Genomic DNA, 16,092 nt, shown 5'->3' with positions numbered 1-16,092 from the left:
CTATCCGGTTCGGGGGCAGCCTGCGCGGCATCGCTCTACTCTGCCGGTGTCGCCGAGGCTTGCCGGCCTTCCGCTTCGAGCTTTTCGGCAAGCCAGCGGTCGTGATGCTCTCTCGCCCAATTGATGTCGACCTCGCCCGTTCCCATGGCTTCGAACGCGCCTTCCATGCCGAGCGTGCCGATATAGATGTGTCCCAGGATCAATGCGATGAAAAGGATTGCGATCACGGCGTGAGCGACCTGAGCGACCTGCATGTCCGCGATGTCAGTGCCGTAGAAGGGAAACAGCAGCACGAACCCTGATGCGGATACGAGGAGGCCGGCTGCGACCGACAGCCAATAGACCATTTTCTCACCGAGATTGAAGCGTCCTGCCGGCGCATGCTTCGACTTGATGAAGCCGCCGCCCTGCTTGACCCAGTCAATATCGACTCTCTTGAAGAGATTGTCCCTGAAGAAAAGTACCGTGATCAGGACAAGGCCCGCCACGAAGGCGAAGCTCGTAAAATTGTGCACGTACTTCGCGAACTGGGAGATGTCGGAGAACAGATCCGGGCCGACCAGCGGCCGCAGCAGGACCTTGCCGAAGGTAATGTTCAGGCCGGTCAATCCGAGGAGTACAAAAGAGACGGCCGTCAGCCAGTGAGAAAACCGCTCAAAAGCCTTGAAGCGGACGATCGTCTGGCCGGAGCGTCCCGCCTCGATACGAAGCCGGCCCATGATCAGATAGGCGAGCGCGAGCACTGCAAGCATGCCGACGATCACCAGCGCGGCCCCCCAATGCAGCAGCACCTCGTGGAAATAATCCCAGGTCCGTCCCATCGGCTGCATCAACACGCTTGCCTTGACATCGGGGATGTCGATCCGTCCCTGGATGAGCGGCGCTTGCTCCAGCAGCGTCCTCTGATTGGTCACGCTGGCGGTTGGATTGGGTGCCCCATCGGGACCGAGCTTCTGGGCGAGCACCGAGGCTGTCGTGAGACCGAACAGCATCAACAAAAGCGCTGCGAAGCGAATGCGTACGAAAGCCGTCATGACGGATACCCAATCTTCGTCCTTGATCGTCGCGCTTTCATCGACCGCAAGCGCAGGTCCTGTTATTTCTTGACGTCCTCGTGATAGGCCGTCGTCCAGCCCCAGGCTCCGGAACCGTAGCCGCGCGTCTCGACGCGTTCCTCGTAGAGTTGCGCGATGATGTCGCCATCGCCTGCGAGCAGCGACTTGGTGGAGCACATTTCGGCGCACATCGGCAACTTGCCTTCTCCGAAACGATTCGAGCCGTACTTCGCATATTCCTCGGCACTGCCCGGCGCCTCCGATCCGCCACCGCCAGCACAATAGGTGCACTTGTCCATCTTGCCGCGCGAGCCGAAATTCCCGACCTGGGGATATTGCGGCGCTCCGAACGGACAGGCGTAGAAGCAATATCCGCAGCCGATGCACAAATCCTTGTCGTGCAGGACGATGCCGTCCTCGGTCGGATAGATGCATTTGACCGGACACACCGACGCGCAGGGCGCATCGGTACAATGCATGCAGGCCATCGACACCGACCGCTCGCCGGGCTTCCCATCATTGATGGTGACGACGCGACGTCGATTGATGCCCCAGGGCACCTCGTTCTCGTTCTTGCAGGCGGTCACGCAGGCATTGCAGTCGATGCAACGGTCCGCATCACAGAGGAATTTCATGCGTGCCATGGGTCTAACCTCTCATGCGGCTCTGATCTGACAAAGCGTGGCTTTCGGCTCCTGCATGCCGGTGGCAGGATCATAGCCATAGGTCGTCAGCGTATTGACGCTCTCACCGAGCACGATCGGATCGGCACCCGCCGGATATTTCGCCCGGAGATCGGCTCCCTCGTACCAACCGGCGAAATGGAATGGCATCCATGCAACGCCCTTGCCGACGCGTTCGGTCACCTGCGCCTTCATCCTGGCGCGTGAGCCGTTCTCTGCACCTGTCACCCAAACCCAGCCGCCATCGACGACGCCGCGCTCGGCCGCGTCCGCCGGATTGATCTCGACGTACATATGCTGCTTGAGTTCCGCGAGCCATTTATTGGACCGCGTTTCCTCGCCACCGCCTTCGTATTCGACCAAACGGCCCGAACTCAGAATCAGCGGGAATTGCTTGGAGATTGCGCGATCGACTGCGGCCTTCTGCACGGAGAAGCCGATATTGGGCACGCGAAATTGCTTCGCGTCCGGCAAGGTCGGATAGTCGGCGACGAGGTCGGGACGCGGCGTGTAGATCGGCTCGCGATGCACTGGAACCGGGTCGGGCAAATTCCACGCTATCATGCGGGCCTTGGCGTTTCCGTAAGGCGAGCACCCGTGTTCGATCGCGACCCGCTGGATGCCGCCGGAAAGATCGGTCGACCATGACACCTTGTCGGGATCGGCCGGATTGATGCGCGCGATCACTTCGAGCTCTTGCGCAGTGAGATCCTTGTCCCAGCCGAGCTTCTTCAGCACGCCGAGAGTGAACTCGGGATACCCGTCCTTGATCTCCGAACCGACGGAGTACGAGCCCTCGGCAAGAAGATTATCGTGATCTTCCCGCTCCACTTCCTGCCCGTTCTCCGTCACCTTCCGCTTGACGACGCGTTCGACTCCGAACCGCGCGCGAAAGGTGCCCCCGCCCTCTTTCACCGGAAGGTTGGTGTTGTAGAGGATCGGCGTACCCGGATGCTTGAACTCCGGCGTACCCCAGCATGGCCACGGCAGGCCGTAATATTCCCCGCCAACCTCGGGATCGTCCTTCGGCGCCCGCAGTGTCACCAGATCGAACTTGTGCTGGTTCCTCATGTGGGCCTTGAGCCGCTCCGGCGACTGCCCGCAATATCCCGTCGACCATCCGCCGCGGTTGATCTCGCGGAGGATATCCTCCGCCGAAACCGCGCCGTTCTCGACCTTGATGTTCTTGAACATCAGGTCGGCAAATCCAAATTTGTGGGCGAACATGTACATCATGTCGTAGTCGTTCTTCGCCTCGAAGACCGGATCGACGATTTTCTCACCCCATTGCAGTGAGCGATTGGAGTTGGTGCGCGAGCCCTCCATCTCGAAGCTCGTACAGGCCGGGAGCAGGTAGGTGCCGTTCTTGCGCTCCGACAGCACCGACCACGCGGTCGGATAGGGATCGCAGACCACCAGCAGTTCGAGCTTCTCGATGCCCTTCACGGCCTCCGGCATCCGGGTTATGGTATTGACGCCATGTCCCATGATGAACATGGCCTGCACCGGGTTGGGCTGGCTGATCTGGTTCTTTGGCAACAAGGTGGCGTCAAACCAGCGCGTGCTCGGAATGCCCGGCGTTTCCATCAGCTTCTTGTCGGGGAAACGCGACTTCATCCAGTCGTAATCGATTTCCCATACCCGGCACCAATGTCGCCAGGCCTCCTCGGCGAGACCGTAATACAACGGCAGCGAGGTGACATCGAGACCGAGGTCGGTTGCGCCTTGCACGTTGGTGTGGCCGCGGAAGATGTTGGCGCCCGCGCCGGGCTGCCCCATGTTGCCCGTGGCGAGCAGCAACAGGCAGCTGGCGCGGACATTCGCGGTGCCGGTGGTGAACTGGGTTTGTCCCATCGCCCAGATCAGTGTGGCCGGCTTCTGCGTCGCGAACAGCTGAGCGACGTGCTTGACCTGCGCTTCGGGCAAGCCGGTCACGCGCTCGACCTCCTTGGGAGGCCACTTCGCAATTTCCTTTCGGACCTCATCGAGGCCATAGACACGCTGGCTGAGGAATTCCTTGTCTTCCCACCCATTCTCGAAAATGTGCCACAGCATGCCGTAGATCGTGGCGATGTGCGTGCCGGGGCGAACCCGGACGTACTCGGTCGCGTGCGCAGCGGTCCGCGTCATCCGGGGATCGACAACAATCATGTTGGCGCGGTTGAGCTCCTTGCCTTCGAGAATATGCTGCAAGGAAACCGGATGCGCCTCGGCGGGATTGCCGCCCATTAACAAGATGGTCTTGGCGTTGCGGATGTCGTTGTAGCTGTTGGTCATCGCGCCGTAGCCCCAGGTATTGGCTACGCCGGTGACCGTCGTCGAGTGACAGATCCGCGCTTGATGGTCGGAATTGTTGGTGCCCCAGAACGCTGCGAGCTTGCGATTGAGATAAGCGGCTTCGTTCGTGAACTTGGCGGAGCCGAGCCAGTACACCGAGTCGGGGCCGGCCTTCTGACGAATGTCGAGCAGCTTGTCGCCGATCTCGTCGATTGCCTTCTCCCAGGAGATGCGCGTCCATTGTCCGTTGACGAGCTTGACGGGATAGCGCAGGCGCCGCTCGTTCAGCACGTCGTCGCGAACTGCAGCACCCTTACAGCAATGCGAACCACGATTGATCGGGCTGTCGTAGTCGGGCTCCTGTCCGATCCATACCCCGTTGGTGACCTTGGCGATCACCGAGCAGCCGACCGAGCAGTGCGTACAGATGTTCTTCCGGATCGTGACCGGTGCGCCGACCGGCGGTGGTGGACCGGCCTCGGCCTTTCGCACGCCGTGCAGCGCGATTTCACCCACTGCCGCCAATGCGCCTATTGTGATGCCTGAGCGCTTTAGGAAAGTTCGTCGATCCAGACCCGAAGACTGTTGGCCGGCCTCCGCACCGGAAGGCTTGGCACGCTCTGGACGACGCTCGGACTTCCTGATCAGCACGGATGTCTCCTATCGAGCGGCGGGATAGCCGTTGACGCGGTAGAAGTTCCGAACTTCCTGTGAGTCGGCTTGGTAGCGACCCTTGCGCTTTTGATTCAAGTCGACCGGCTTCGCGGAGGCCGGGGAGAGCGGCAACACGCCGGCACTGACTGCGCCGACGCCCGCAATCGTCAGCTTAAGCAGGTCGCGTCGAAGAAGCTTTCGCGGAGGGTCACTCTTCAACGAAGCATACTCCTGTTTCAGGCTAGCCCGTCGATACGTTATCCGAGTTCGGCGCCGGACATCAATCGCAATGCTGTGTTGCTTCACCCGCAGGGCCGCTGACGCTGGCAACTTTCTGGCTGCAGCCTCGTTCAGATCTGAAGATTGTCGTGCGAATTGGAAACGGTGAGGCGACACGTTTCCAGCCACCTTACTCCGCCGCCAACCCCGTCCTCCGCCGCAAATCCGTGATCGCGCGCAAAAAACTGTCCGCCGGCGTCGTCTCCGGATCGATCAGCCGGTGCAGGCGAAAGCCGTCTTCCAGCGCCAGCACAATGGATGCCATCCACGGCGGGTTGAGCCTGTCGTTCCGTCCGTTGCTCTTCAACGTCGCCTCGACGATGTCGGCGACCAGCTTGCGCCGCGCGCGCAGGCGTTTTGCCAGTTCCGGGCGGCGCTTCTCGGCGCGTGCGACGAACAGGATCATCTCCATGTGGAGGAGGGGCGAGCGACCGAGCGGGTCCTGCCTGGTGCGGTCCATTGCCTTCAGCGCGGCGATGAAATCGTCGAGATTGTCGTGCTTCGCCAGGATGTCCATGTTGCGCCGGATCGACTGGTCGACATGGTCCTCCAGCATCGCGATGATCAGCTCGTCCTTGCTCTTGAAGTTGGAATAGAACGCGCCGCGGGTGAAGCCTGCCGCCGCCGCGATCGTCTCGATGCTGGCGCCGCCGATGCCGTCCGCCTCGAACACGCGTGCGGCCGCCTCGAACAGCTTGTCACGCGTATCGTCCCTGGTCGGCCGTGTTCTCACCCTTGACATCCTGGCAAGTTAGGGCAGAATGCAACTCGATACAACAATGTATCGAGTTGATAATTCCAGGGATGGTTACGCCGGGCGTTGGGGCTGCGCTCTGCGTATTCGTGTCATCGGCAACCGGTTTGAGGTCACCATGAACGAGCAAGTGCAACCCACCCAAGTTGAACCCACCGGCGGCGGACCGCTGTTCAACCCGCTGTCGCCGGACTTCATCCGCGATCCCTATCCGCACTACGACCGGCTGCGCGCGATCGATCCGGTCCATGTGACGCCGTTCGGCCAGTTCGTTGCCAGCCGCCATGGCGATGTCAGCCTCGTGATGCGCGACAAGCGCTTCGGCAAGGATTTTGTCGAGCGCTCCAAGCGCCGCTATAGCGACAAGATCATGGACGAGCCGGTGTTCCGCAGCATGAGCCACTGGATGCTGCAGTCCGATCCGCCCGATCACACCCGTTTGCGCGGCCTTGTCGTGAAGGCGTTCACCGCGCGCCGCGTGGAAGACATGCGGCCGCGCATCCAGGAGATCGTCGACCAGACCATCGATGCCGTGATCGAGCGCGGCCACATGGATCTGATCGAGGACTTTGCCTTCCGCCTGCCCGTTACCATCATCTGCGACATGCTCGGTATCCCCGAGGACCATCGCGAGACCTTCTACAAGAGCTCGCGCGACGGCGGCCGGCTGCTCGATCCCGTGCCGCTCACGCCGGAGGAGATCGCCAAGGGAAACGCCGGCAACATGATGGCGCAGATGTATTTTCAGCAGCTGTTCGAGCTGCGCCGCAAAAATCCCGGGGACGATCTCATCACCCAGCTGGTGCAGGCCGAGGAAGACGGCAACAAGCTCACCAACGAGGAATTGACCGCCAACATCATCCTGCTGTTCGGCGCCGGCCACGAGACCACGGTCAATCTGATCGGCAACGGCCTGCTCGCGCTCCATCGCAATCCGGACCAGCTCGCGCTGCTGAAAGCGCGGCCGGAACTGATGGTGGGCGCGATCGAGGAATTCTTGCGCTATGATTCGTCGGTGCAGATGACCGGGCGCGTCGCGCTGGAGGACATCGAGGATCTCGGCGGCAAGAAGATCCCCAAGGGCGAGACCGTGCTCTGCCTGCTCGGCTCGGCCAACCGTGACCCCGCGGTTTATCCCGATCACCCCGAGCGGCTCGACGTCACCCGGCAAAACGTCAGGCCGCTGTCGTTCGGCGGCGGCATTCATTTCTGCCTGGGGGCCCAATTGGCGCGGATCGAGGCCGAGATCGCCATTGCCACGCTGTTGCGCCGCCTGCCTGATCTGAGGATCGACGACGTCGAGAACCCCAAATGGCGGCCGACTTTCGTGCTGCGCGGCCTGACGCAGCTCCCTGCCAGTTGGTAAGGCCACCGGCGTTAACCTCCGCGCGCAACAGTCGCTGTGACTTCGCCACACTTCCCCTTATATAAGGGGAAGTTCCGGCGCGCCTGAGGCCCTCAGGTTTGGCCCGGGCCGGTTTGGCCGAGGGGAGACCCGTGCAGACGACGCTGCTCGGATTGGCGATTGCCTTCATCATTGCGCTTCTGGCCGCGCTGATCGGGCCTTACTTCATCGACTGGAACCAGTTCAGGCCCCAGTTCGAGGCGGAGGCTGGCCGGATCATTGGCGTGCCGGTGCGGGTGGCGGGTGAGCTCGACGCGCGGCTGCTGCCGGCGCCGACCCTGCGGCTGCGTTCGGTCACCTTTGGCGGCAACAATGATCTCGGCCGCCTCCGCGCCGAGAAGCTCGACGTCGAGTTCAGCCTGAGCTCCCTGATGCGCGGCGAATGGCGCGCCACCGAGCTCACGGTCAACGGCATGGCGGTGGATCTCGGCCTCGACGCCAGGGGGCGGGTCGATCTGCCGTCCACTGCCAGCGGCACCTTTAACCTCGCCTCGCTCGCGATCGAGCGGCTGAACCTCACCGGCCGCATCGCCCTGCATGATGCCGCCAGCCGCTCGACGCTGGAGCTCACCGACATCGCCTTCTCCGGCGACGTGCGCTCGCTGGCCGGCTCGGTCCGCGGCGACGGCAGCTTCAAGACCTCCGGGGTGCGCTACCCGTTCCGAATCTCCTCCGGCCCGAGCGCCGACGGCAGCGCCACCCGCCTCCATCTCAACATCGATCCCGGCGAGCGTCCTGTTTTGGCCGATCTCGAAGGTGTGCTCGCCTTCGACAACCGCCTGCCGAAATTCGACGGCGCGCTGACGCTCGCCGTGCCCGCGACGAAGAAGGCGGGCGAGGCGGGGCCGACGCCCTGGAAGCTCACAGCAAAACTCAAGGCCGATCCGGCCGGCGCCAAGCTCGACCAGATCGATGCGAGCTTCGGCGTCGAAGACAATGCGCTGAAGCTCGGCGGCGTCGGCGACCTCAGGTTCGGCGCCTCGCCGCTGCTGCGCGCGGTGCTCTCGGCGCGCCAGATCGATGCCGACAAGCTGGCAGGGAAGGACGATGCCGAGCCGCTGCGTATCCTGCCGGCGTTGCGCGCCGGGCTCGCGGCGATCCCGCAGGCGCCGATCCCGGCGCAGATCGAGTTCAACTCCGACCAGATCATGCTCGGCGCACGGCCGCTCCAGAACATCGCGGCCGAGCTCAGGACGGACGGACGATCCTGGACCTTCCAGCGGCTCGAGCTGCGTGCGCCCGGCATGACGCAGCTCTCGCTCAACGGCTCTGCGCCCGGCGCCGACAGTTTTAGCGGCCGTCTCAGTGTCGAGTCCTCCGATCCCGATACGCTGGTGGCCTGGCTCCAGGGCCGCAGCGAAATCAACCGCCGCAGCACGCGGCCGCTGCGCCTTGCCGGCGACGTCACCATCGCCGCCAACCATCTCGCCATCGACAAGCTGAAAGCCGACATCGAAGGCGGCGCGGTGGAGGGCCGCATCGGCTTCGTGCAGACAGGCGCCAGCAAGGGCTCGCGGATCGACGCCGAGCTCAAGGCCGACCGTCTCGACCTCGACGCCGCCGCGAGCTTTGTGCGCGCGCTTGCCGGGCCGCAAGGCGAATGGCCGGAGGAGGCAAAGCTCTCGCTCGATATCGGCCGCGCCATCTCGGCCGGCCAGGAGCTGCGGCCGTTTGCGGCAAAACTCGGCTACGGCCCGAATGCGTTGTCGCTGGAGCAATTGCGGTTCGGCCAGACCAGCGGCGTGACCACCGAGGCGAGCGGCAGTTTTGATCGCACCAAAGCCACCGGCAAGCTCGCGCTGAAATCTTCGGCGAATTCGCTGCGTGAGCTGATCGCGCTGATCGAGCCGTTTGCGCCCTCGGTGCGCGCACGCTTCGATGCCCTGCCATCACTGCCCGGTGCGACACGCCTGAAGCTCGATCTCAGCCTCGACAAGAACGCCGAGCATGCCGATCGCGGCGACGCCCGTGCGGTGCTCGATCTCGATGCGCCACAGTTGAATGCCACCGCGACGCTGACGGCGCAGACGCCGCTCGCGGCCGTCAACGGCATCGACATCGAGAAATTGCGGAGCAGCGACTTCACGCTGGAGACGAAAGTCGCCACCCCGCAGGCCGGCGCATTGCTGGCACTGCTCGGCCTCGATCGCATGGTGGCCGCAGGCGAGGGCGCCTCGCAATTCGACGGCCGGTTAAGCGGCGCCTGGCGGCGGCCGCTGCAATTGAACGCAAAGCTCAGCGGCGGCGGGCTCGATGCGGACGCGCAAGGCAGTGTCGAACTGTCGGAGCCGAAAGCAAACGTGAATCTGCGCGTGCGCAACGCCAACCTCGCGCCGTTGTTCGGCACTGGCACGGCAGACAAGTCAGCGCAGAGCGTCAGCCTGTCGTCTCGCCTCACGCTCTCCGGCAATCGCCTGACCTTCGACGATCTCGACAGCAACGCGGCTGGCTCACATCTGCGCGGCCATCTCGCGGTCACGCTCGATCAGGAGAAGAGTGTCGACGGCGAAGTGGGCCTCGATACGCTCGACCTTGCGCCCGCGCTGGCGATGGCGATCGGTGCGGCCGGACGCGAGGCAAGCGAGCCGCTGAGCGCAGGGCTGCTCGGTGGCTGGCGCGGCCGCATCGCCTTCCAGGCGTTGCGCGGCACATTGCCGGGCGGGCTCGAGCTGCGTCCCTTCGGCGGCACGATCCGGAGCGACGGCCAATCGCTCGCGCTCGATGCCCTCAAGGGCGGCGTCGGTGGCGGCGAGATGTCGGCGAGTTTCGATGCGCGCAACGGCGCCAATGGCGTCGCGATGAATGCGCGCATCGAGCTTGCCAATGTCGATGCGACCACGCTGCGCTACCGCGATCTTGCGTTGCCCAAGGGACGCGCCTCGATGCAGATGGCGCTGACCAGCCAGGGCCGCAGCGTCGCAGCTCTCACCGGTGCGCTCGCCGGCAACGGTACAGTGACGCTGGACTCCGCCGAGATCGCCGGCCTCAATCCGCGCGCCTTCGAGATCGCCATTCGCGCCAGCGACGGCGGCCAGATTGCCAACGAGGACAGGCTGCGGCAGCTGGTCGAGCCCGCGCTCGCGGCAGGTCCGATCGCGGTCGCTTCGGCGCAGATCCCGTTCACGATCCGCGACGGACGGTTGCGCGTCGGCGCGACGCCGTTGGAGGCCAAGAACGCCCGCGCCATCGTCTCCGGCGGCTACGACATTCCCGCCGACCAGGCCGACATCCGCGCCAGCCTGACGCCGATCATGACCGGGCTCTCGGGCGCGCCGCCGGAGATCCAGCTGTTCGCGGCAGGTCCCCCCGACAGGCTCAACCGCACCGTCGATCTTGCGCCGCTGTCGTCGTGGCTTGCGGTGCGCACGATCGATCGTGAGACGCGCCGGCTGGACGCGATCGAGCGCGGCGAGCCGCCGCCCGCCACCGCCGCGCTGCCGACGCTGGTCTCGCCCGAACCGGCGGCGGAGCCGTCGCTGACCGACGTGCCGATGCCCGGCCGCGATCCCCGCCGCGCGCCGCCGCCCAAGCCCAAGGCCGCACCGACGCCAAAGGCCCCGCAGGCCGCGCCCGCAGCGCCAAGTCCTTCACTCACAAGTCCTCCCCCCACAAGCCCGCCGCTCGCAAGCCAGCAGCTCGCCCCGCTGCCACCGCCGATCGAGGTGAGGCCCGCGCCGGGCCCTGCGCCCGCAAAGCCCAGGCCGAAGCCGCCGCTGGTGCTGACGCCGTCGAATCCGTGAGGCGAAGTTAGTTCGGAGAGATCGAGCCGCGGGCTCCTCTTACCTCTCCCGCAAGCGGGAGAGGGAGCGCACCTTGCTCCTTACCCGCCGGTAAACCCATTCCTTCGCATTTGAACGAATTTTCATCGGCAAAACTGCTGCACCGATTTTACCGGATCTGCGCGTTTGTTCCCTAGTCTCGATCCCAGAGGAATTCGACATCGCGCCAGCACAGGCGGGATGGCTCGCCAAGGAACGACCAAGAACTGGGGTGATCGAGATGAACGGGGCGAATTCGCTTTTACAGGATCTGGACGACGCAATCGCGCGCGGCACCGACGAGAGCCGGGCGAAGGCGTTGTGGCATGCGACCGACATTCTGATCACCGGCCGCTACAGCGACGATGAGATCAGCATGTTCGGCGAGGTCATCGGCAAGCTCGCCGACGAGATCGAGGTCGCCGCGCGGGCGCAGCTCTCGGACGTGATGTCGGCGTGCGATCACGCCCCGTTCAACGTCATCGCAAAACTCGCACTCGACGACGAGATCGCCGTCGCCGGCCCCGTGCTGCGCGACTCCAATCGCATCGACGAGAAGATGCTGGTCGAGAGCGCCATGACCAAGGGCCAGTCGCACCTGCTCGCGATCGCCCAGCGCAAGTCGATCGGCGAAGCCGTCACCGACGTGCTGGTCAAGCGTGGCGACCAGGAGGTCGTGACATCCGTCGCCAAAAACGAGGGCGCGCGCTTCTCCGGTTCGGGCCTGCTGCACATGGTTCGCCGCGCCGAGGGCGACTCGATTCTCGCCGAGCAACTCGGCCTGCGCAAGGACGTGCCGCGCCACGTCTTCCAGCAGCTGATCTCGAAAGCGTCGGAAGACGTCCGCCGCCGGCTCGAGAGCGAGCGCCCCGAGATGATGGCGCAGATCCAGAACTCGGTGAGCGATGTCACCGGCGATCTGCAATCCAAGTTCGGTCCCTCGTCGCGCAGCTATTTCGTCGCCAAGCGCGTGGTGACGACGCAGTACCGCCAGGGCAATCTCAACCAGGACTCGATCTCGAACTACGCGCGCCAGCACCGTCTCGACGAAGTGCAGATCGGCCTGTCGCTGCTGTCGTCGCTGCCGGTCGACGTGATCGAGCGCGCGATGATGGACCGCAACCGCGAGATCCTTCTGGTGCTGTGCAAGGCGCTCGATTTCTCCTGGGACACGACCATGTCGCTGCTGTTCCTCGGCGCCAAGGATCATTTGATCACGGCGCGTGAACTCCACGATAACGAGCGGGATTTCGGCAAGCTCAACACCGAGACCTCACGCAGCGTTCTGAAGTTCTATCAGTCGCGCAAGACCGGCGCGGGTGCCGATTCCACCACGGGCCGTCAGCCCGAGCTCCAGGTGCACTAGGCAGCCGCACTGAGCGAGAGGGGAGTATTTGCCATGTTACCTCAATTCGGTACCGCCGTTCGCAAGAACAAGAGCCTCAACGCCGAGACGAGCGGATCGGCTCCCGAGAAGGCTTCCGTCGACGTCGCCTGGCTCGTGATGGAGGCCGCCAACGATCTCGGCGACCACGCCGCGATCGAAGCCTGCCGCCGCGTCATCGACGCCGAGCTGAACGGCACGGTCGCCGGCAGTGCGGATGTAGACCTGGTGATGGGTTACTTCAGGTAAAAACCGTTACCTTCGTAGCGAAACAAATTTTGCGCTTGCGACGAAGCAATCCAGACTGTCTCCGCGGGAAGAGCCTGGATTGCTTCGCTACGCTCGCAATGACGGAGTCCAGGGCGCCGTCATCGCTCCTTCAGGAATGCATCAGGCATTCGCGCCGCCATCGACGGTCTTTGTCGTGCCGGTGATGTACTTGGCCTTCGGGCTCGCGAGGAACGCCACGGCATTGGCGATGTCGTCGGTCGCGCCATACCGGCCCAGTGCCATGAATTGCTTCAAGGTCTCCGCGGTCTGCCCGCTCGCCGGATTCATGTCGGTGTCGATCGAGCCCGGCTGCACCAAAAAGCTCAGGCTCGACATGTACGGCAGTTTGCGCGCGCGGCTGGAAGCAGCGGTGGCCAATGGCGAACTGTCCGCAGCGACTGACGTCGATGCCCTGAGTCGTTTCTATCTCAGCGTCTTCCAGGGGATGGCCATCCAGGCCAAGGACGGCGCGACGCCGGCGGAGTTGAGAGGCGCGGCCAAGGCGGCGATGGCGGCCTGGCCGGACGAGGGCTAGCCTAGGGCATGCACCAGCTTCGACCAGGACGCGAACACGCGCATCGCACGCAGCTGTGATCCGCGGGACCTGCGGATGCAGGTAACGAGCGAACCTCCTCTTCGTACAGCCTTTAGCGAATGCATTTTTGCGCGCTAATGGATCAGCAATCCGGGAGAGGACGTCGTATGAAAGGGTTCAATATTGCTGAGGACGGTGGCGGTTCTTATCGTCCGCTCGCCATTCTCCGCTGGGTCATGGTGATCATATTCGTATCGTTCGGGATGCAGAAATTCACGTTGCAGTCGGCACAGGGTATCGTCCAGTTCATCATCAACAGCCCGTTCACCTCCTGGCTGTCGGTGTTCGGCTTGCGAGGAGAGGCGTATTTTCTCGGTGTTGCTGAATTCGTGATTGCGGCGCTGCTCGCGGCAGGCAGCGTCAGCCCGGTCCTGTCCGCGCTCGGCTCATTGATGGGCATGGTGACCTTCGCGATCACATGGTCGTTCTTCTTCACGACGCCGGGCGTGGTCACATGGAGTCTTTCAACCGATCCGATGGCGTGGAATCTGACCGGCGAATTCCTGTTCAAGGACATCGTCCTGCTGTGTGTCTGTGCGGTGTTGTTTCTCGCCTCCCTGCCGCAATCGGTCGCGCGGCTGCGCACCGGCTGAGCTATCCCGTGCGGCCGTGCCGCCAGAACATCGGCGGTTTACGGCGGCAAGCTCTGTGCGAGCTCGAACATGATGGCCCGGCGCCTGACGGAATCGTTCGTCTCCGATGCGAGCGCGGCGGCCGACTTGATATCGCCGGATTTCGCCGCTGCGATGGCCAGCGCGCGCTGAAGCGTTCCGCGAATCTTCGGATCGACATTGTCTCCGAGCAAGGGAAGGATCGCGCGTGTTTCGTCGGAGCGACCATGCTCGCCATCCCAGAGCGCGACAGTCATGAGGCTCAACGTCCTGTACGGTTCCGGCCCGGATTTGGCGATCTCGAGTGCGACCGCGGGATTCTCGAGCGACAGTAGAAATCCGACAAGTTGCTGATAGCCGACATTGCGGTTCATCTCGGCTCGATCCGACCTGCCCGACACCGCGGGCAATTCCTTTAACGCTGTCCGGACTCCATCGATATCACCGCGCACGGCCTGTAAAACGATCTGCTTGAAGCGAAGCTCGATGGCGGTGTCGTCCGTAACCGAGTAGACCTTTTTGCCTTCTATGTTGGCTTGCGCACGCGCGTAAAAGCGAGCGGCGGTCTTGCCATCGCCCCGTTTGGCATAGGCGACACCCAGCCACGTCAATGTGTCCTCGTCCGGCAAGCCGGTCGGATGAAGGGCGGTGAGGACAAGAGCCTGCTCGATATTGCCTTGATCAGCCAGGGTCTTGACGGCTGTGTTGAAGACGTGTCGCGGATCGGCCAACACCGGCCTGCCGAAGACGGGGATCTCGTCCGGCTTGCCGGCTTTGATGAGCGCCCGGATCACCTCATCCAGAGCGCTGTTAACCCACCTGGCATCCAGTTCCGACATCAAGTCGTAGGCTTCCTGGATTCGATCTGCGGCGACCAACCCCGTCGTAGCCAGCGAAAAGTACTGCCACGGTAATGCCGGCGAGGAGGCCTGCCGGTCCATGACCTGCTGCTTAGCCTCCTCGATGTCCGCCGGCGCGAGGTATTCCGGATGATTCCGGTAGCCGGTCAGAACCATCACATCGAGACGTTCCTTGCCTGTCAACTGCCCGTCACCGCTGCGCAGAGCCTCGTCGAGCAGGCAAGAGCGCGTCGGCTTGCTCTGGCAACTTGCCCAGTCGGCCCTTGCCGTGGATCCCCAGCCGACCCAGCCAACGACGGCTGCGGCCATGGCCAAGCGAATGCAATTCACCCTCACAGTCTGCTTCCCCCATGTCGGACTCGTGACCACGCGCAACCGCAAGAGCGTTCCGGATGCAAGGTTGCGGCATAGCACGCAAAGCGAGAAAATTCCAAATCTCGGGTTGGCTACGGCCGGCGCGTGGACGCGCGCGGTGTGTCCAGCTTCGCCCGGGCCGCTTGCCGCAAGCAGGTCCGTAGGATGGGGAGAGCGAAGCGAAACCCATCACTGCTTCCGAGCGCGTTGAGACACGATGGATATTGCTTGCGTTCTATCCATCCTACAAATCGAGCGTTAGGTCTCTGACCGTCGGATGCGGTAGATCACGACGTCCTCGCCGTGATGCGTCGTGCTCTTCTCGAGCCGGTCGTTCGCCTTCTCCAGCACGCGGCGCGACGCCGCCCTCATCATCGCGCCGGCTTGATCTGAATCAAGCGCTCGGACGACCGTCACGCCACAACCGCAACTGTTGGGGCTGGTGACATGTTGGGGGCCCAATGATCCCGACCTGGTACGTCACATCTGAAGTTCGAAACCGCGGTGTTTTGCCGAGGTTGCGTAGTCCGCGCGAGACGAAGACGTTTGCGACCGAGGACGAAGCGAAGCTTTTCGCGCGCGCAAAGCTCGACGAGGGCCTCGCCGTCTTTGCGGGCACGATCAACCCCCATCTTCCCAGGCGGCTTATTTCGGGAGCGGATATCCATGCGTGGCTGAGTGATGACGGGGGCGCTCCGCCGCCGGGAGTTTTGAAGACCGAGTAGGCATTCTACCGTGCATAGAGATGGCGCTTGAGTGTTGCCATTTTGTTACGGGCTTGAAGTCTCCTGCCGCATAAACTTCTGGATGTTTGCGGAACTTATGCACGCCAGCCAGCATAAGTTCCCATTTTTGAACGAAGAAGCAAAAAGGGGACGAGACGATGAGAAAGCTTTCAATCGCTGCGATCGGCTTCGCAGCGCTGAGCATGACGGCTCCGGCCATGGCCGCCGATATGGCTGTCAAGGCGGCGCCGCCGCCGGCACCGGTCGTGGCGATCTACAACTGGAGCGGATTCTACATTGGCGCCAATGGAGGCTGGGGGCAGAGCCATGGTTGCGTGGATTTCGTAACGCCCGCAGGGACAGTCGCAGGCGGTTGCGCCGATCGCTCCGGAGGCCTTGCCGGCGGACAGATCGGATACCGCTGGCAG

General features: G+C 63.4%; 12 protein-coding genes and 3 pseudogenes. 8 read left to right on the top strand and 7 right to left on the bottom strand.

Translation table 11 applies throughout. The features are described from left to right. Positions 1–35: 35 nt before the first annotated feature. The 4 genes from IVB29_RS18275 to IVB29_RS18260 all read right to left on the bottom strand — a co-directional run bounded on the left by IVB29_RS18275 (position 36) and on the right by IVB29_RS18260 (position 5,690). Positions 36–1,034, bottom strand: a complete 999-nt coding sequence (locus IVB29_RS18275; RefSeq protein ID WP_247504759.1) for a formate dehydrogenase subunit gamma — start codon at positions 1,032–1,034, stop codon at positions 36–38. 62 nt (positions 1,035–1,096) lie between these two features. Further along, positions 1,097–1,699, bottom strand: a complete 603-nt coding sequence (gene fdh3B, locus IVB29_RS18270; protein WP_247504758.1) for a formate dehydrogenase FDH3 subunit beta — start codon at positions 1,697–1,699, stop codon at positions 1,097–1,099. A gap of 12 nt (positions 1,700–1,711) precedes the next feature. After that, positions 1,712–4,666 carry a formate dehydrogenase subunit alpha gene (locus IVB29_RS18265; RefSeq protein ID WP_247504757.1) on the bottom strand — a complete coding sequence of 985 codons (2,955 nt, stop codon included), beginning with the start codon at positions 4,664–4,666 and terminating at the stop codon, positions 1,712–1,714. A 412-nt stretch (positions 4,667–5,078) separates the two neighbouring features. Further along, on the bottom strand, positions 5,079–5,690 hold the full coding sequence (locus IVB29_RS18260; protein WP_247504756.1) for a TetR/AcrR family transcriptional regulator: 612 nt from the start codon (positions 5,688–5,690) through the stop codon (positions 5,079–5,081). A gap of 130 nt (positions 5,691–5,820) precedes the next feature. Between IVB29_RS18260 and IVB29_RS18255 the strand changes: the two genes are divergently transcribed. From IVB29_RS18255 to IVB29_RS18240, 4 genes are all read left to right on the top strand, one after another. Next, the gene (locus IVB29_RS18255; protein ID WP_247504755.1) at positions 5,821–7,068 is read left to right on the top strand and encodes a cytochrome P450; all 1,248 of its coding nucleotides are present in this window, start codon (positions 5,821–5,823) and stop codon (positions 7,066–7,068) included. A 131-nt stretch (positions 7,069–7,199) separates the two neighbouring features. Continuing rightward, the gene (locus tag IVB29_RS18250; protein ID WP_247504754.1) at positions 7,200–10,847 is read left to right on the top strand and encodes an AsmA-like C-terminal region-containing protein; all 3,648 of its coding nucleotides are present in this window, start codon (positions 7,200–7,202) and stop codon (positions 10,845–10,847) included. Between the two features lie 259 nt (positions 10,848–11,106). Beyond that, positions 11,107–12,231: a DUF2336 domain-containing protein gene (locus IVB29_RS18245; protein WP_247504753.1), complete on the top strand. Its 1,125-nt coding sequence runs from the start codon at positions 11,107–11,109 to the stop codon at positions 12,229–12,231. A 33-nt stretch (positions 12,232–12,264) separates the two neighbouring features. Then, positions 12,265–12,498 carry a hypothetical protein gene (locus IVB29_RS18240; protein ID WP_247504752.1) on the top strand — a complete coding sequence of 78 codons (234 nt, stop codon included), beginning with the start codon at positions 12,265–12,267 and terminating at the stop codon, positions 12,496–12,498. A gap of 141 nt (positions 12,499–12,639) precedes the next feature. Here the strand turns inward: IVB29_RS18240 and IVB29_RS18235 are convergent. Continuing rightward, positions 12,640–12,837: pseudogene (locus IVB29_RS18235) on the bottom strand (SDR family oxidoreductase); the annotation flags it as partial. Here IVB29_RS18235 and IVB29_RS18230 point away from each other — a divergent pair. Together IVB29_RS18230 and IVB29_RS18225 are read left to right on the top strand one after the other, a co-directional pair. After that, positions 12,761–13,054: a hypothetical protein gene (locus IVB29_RS18230; protein WP_247505151.1), complete on the top strand. Its 294-nt coding sequence runs from the start codon at positions 12,761–12,763 to the stop codon at positions 13,052–13,054. The pseudogene IVB29_RS18235 and the gene IVB29_RS18230 overlap by 77 nt on opposite strands. 167 nt (positions 13,055–13,221) lie before the next feature. Next, positions 13,222–13,707 (top strand): DUF417 family protein, encoded by a 486-nt coding sequence (locus IVB29_RS18225; protein ID WP_247505132.1) that lies wholly within the window; start codon positions 13,222–13,224, stop codon positions 13,705–13,707. 38 nt (positions 13,708–13,745) lie between these two features. Here IVB29_RS18225 and IVB29_RS18220 read toward each other — a convergent pair whose 3' ends face one another. Both IVB29_RS18220 and IVB29_RS18215 read right to left on the bottom strand, forming a co-directional pair. Next, on the bottom strand, positions 13,746–14,894 hold the full coding sequence (locus IVB29_RS18220; protein WP_247504751.1) for a hypothetical protein: 1,149 nt from the start codon (positions 14,892–14,894) through the stop codon (positions 13,746–13,748). A gap of 303 nt (positions 14,895–15,197) precedes the next feature. Then, positions 15,198–15,302: pseudogene (locus tag IVB29_RS18215) on the bottom strand (N-acetyltransferase); the annotation flags it as partial. A 98-nt stretch (positions 15,303–15,400) separates the two neighbouring features. On the opposite strand from IVB29_RS18215, the gene IVB29_RS18210 reads away from it, so the two are divergent. Further along, positions 15,401–15,664, top strand: a complete 264-nt coding sequence (locus IVB29_RS18210) for a hypothetical protein (protein WP_247504750.1) — start codon at positions 15,401–15,403, stop codon at positions 15,662–15,664. 158 nt (positions 15,665–15,822) lie between these two features. Further along, positions 15,823–16,092: pseudogene (locus IVB29_RS18205) on the top strand (hypothetical protein); the annotation flags it as partial.

Source organism: Bradyrhizobium sp. 1, assembly GCF_023073315.1.
Lineage (GTDB): Bacteria > Pseudomonadota > Alphaproteobacteria > Rhizobiales > Xanthobacteraceae > Bradyrhizobium.
This window is presented reverse-complemented; position numbering and strand designations above follow the sequence as displayed.

What these genes read in the sequence shown, in the direction of transcription:
- IVB29_RS18275 (WP_247504759.1), bottom strand. Translation starts at nt 1,034, where the DNA reads ATGACGGCTTTCGTACGCATTCGCTTCGCAGCGCTTTTGTTGATGCTG.
- fdh3B (WP_247504758.1), bottom strand. Translation starts at nt 1,699, where the DNA reads ATGGCACGCATGAAATTCCTCTGTGATGCGGACCGTTGCATCGACTGC.
- IVB29_RS18260 (WP_247504756.1), bottom strand. Translation starts at nt 5,690, where the DNA reads ATGTCAAGGGTGAGAACACGGCCGACCAGGGACGATACGCGTGACAAG.
- IVB29_RS18255 (WP_247504755.1), top strand. Translation starts at nt 5,821, where the DNA reads ATGAACGAGCAAGTGCAACCCACCCAAGTTGAACCCACCGGCGGCGGA.
- IVB29_RS18245 (WP_247504753.1), top strand. Translation starts at nt 11,107, where the DNA reads ATGAACGGGGCGAATTCGCTTTTACAGGATCTGGACGACGCAATCGCG.
- IVB29_RS18240 (WP_247504752.1), top strand. Translation starts at nt 12,265, where the DNA reads ATGTTACCTCAATTCGGTACCGCCGTTCGCAAGAACAAGAGCCTCAAC.
- IVB29_RS18230 (WP_247505151.1), top strand. Translation starts at nt 12,761, where the DNA reads ATGAATTGCTTCAAGGTCTCCGCGGTCTGCCCGCTCGCCGGATTCATG.
- IVB29_RS18225 (WP_247505132.1), top strand. Translation starts at nt 13,222, where the DNA reads ATGAAAGGGTTCAATATTGCTGAGGACGGTGGCGGTTCTTATCGTCCG.
- IVB29_RS18220 (WP_247504751.1), bottom strand. Translation starts at nt 14,894, where the DNA reads ATGGCCGCAGCCGTCGTTGGCTGGGTCGGCTGGGGATCCACGGCAAGG.
- IVB29_RS18210 (WP_247504750.1), top strand. Translation starts at nt 15,401, where the DNA reads ATGATCCCGACCTGGTACGTCACATCTGAAGTTCGAAACCGCGGTGTT.